We start from the raw sequence: 527 nt of genomic DNA, 5'->3' as shown, positions 1-527 counted from the left end.
AAACAAAGATAAATCGAATATTCGAGGTAAATAATCCCAATAAAGTAAAGTATCTTCAGACTATATATAAGCATAAAAGCTATAAACAATAATACGTATATTATGGGAGGTGTTTTATATGAACGGCAAAAAAAATAAAAAAACAGAACAACTGGAATCCTTCACGCGTGAGAATGAAGGAAAGAAAATGACAACAAATACAGGTGTTACAATTTCAAATGATGAAAACTCTTTAACCGTCGGCGATCGTGGTCCTACCCTTCTAGAAGATTTCCTTATGCGAGAAAAGCTTGCTCATTTTGATCGTGAACGAATTCCTGAAAGAGTCGTTCACGCACGTGGATACGGTGCACATGGTATATTCGAGCTATATGAATCTTTAGAAGAGCTAACAATGGCCGACTTTTTACAAGACCCTTCCAAAAAAACACCCCTTTTTGTTCGCTTCTCTGAAGTTGCTGGATCAAAAGGAGCGAATGAAACAAATCGAGATGTACGAGGATTCGCCGTTAAATTTTATACAGAAG

The 527-nt window shown here is 36.4% G+C and carries 1 protein-coding gene; it reads left to right on the top strand.

Annotated elements, in window-relative coordinates:
• Positions 1-118: 118 nt before the first annotated feature.
• On the top strand, positions 119-527 hold a 409-nt coding region (locus tag KI369_RS24055), incomplete at its 3' end, for a catalase (RefSeq protein WP_212957721.1).

The sequence above is a fragment of the Bacillus sanguinis genome (genome assembly GCF_018332475.1).
Classification (GTDB): domain Bacteria; phylum Bacillota; class Bacilli; order Bacillales; family Bacillaceae_G; genus Bacillus_A; species Bacillus_A sanguinis.
Note: the sequence above shows the minus strand (reverse complement) of the source record. Positions and strands in the feature narration are given on the sequence as shown.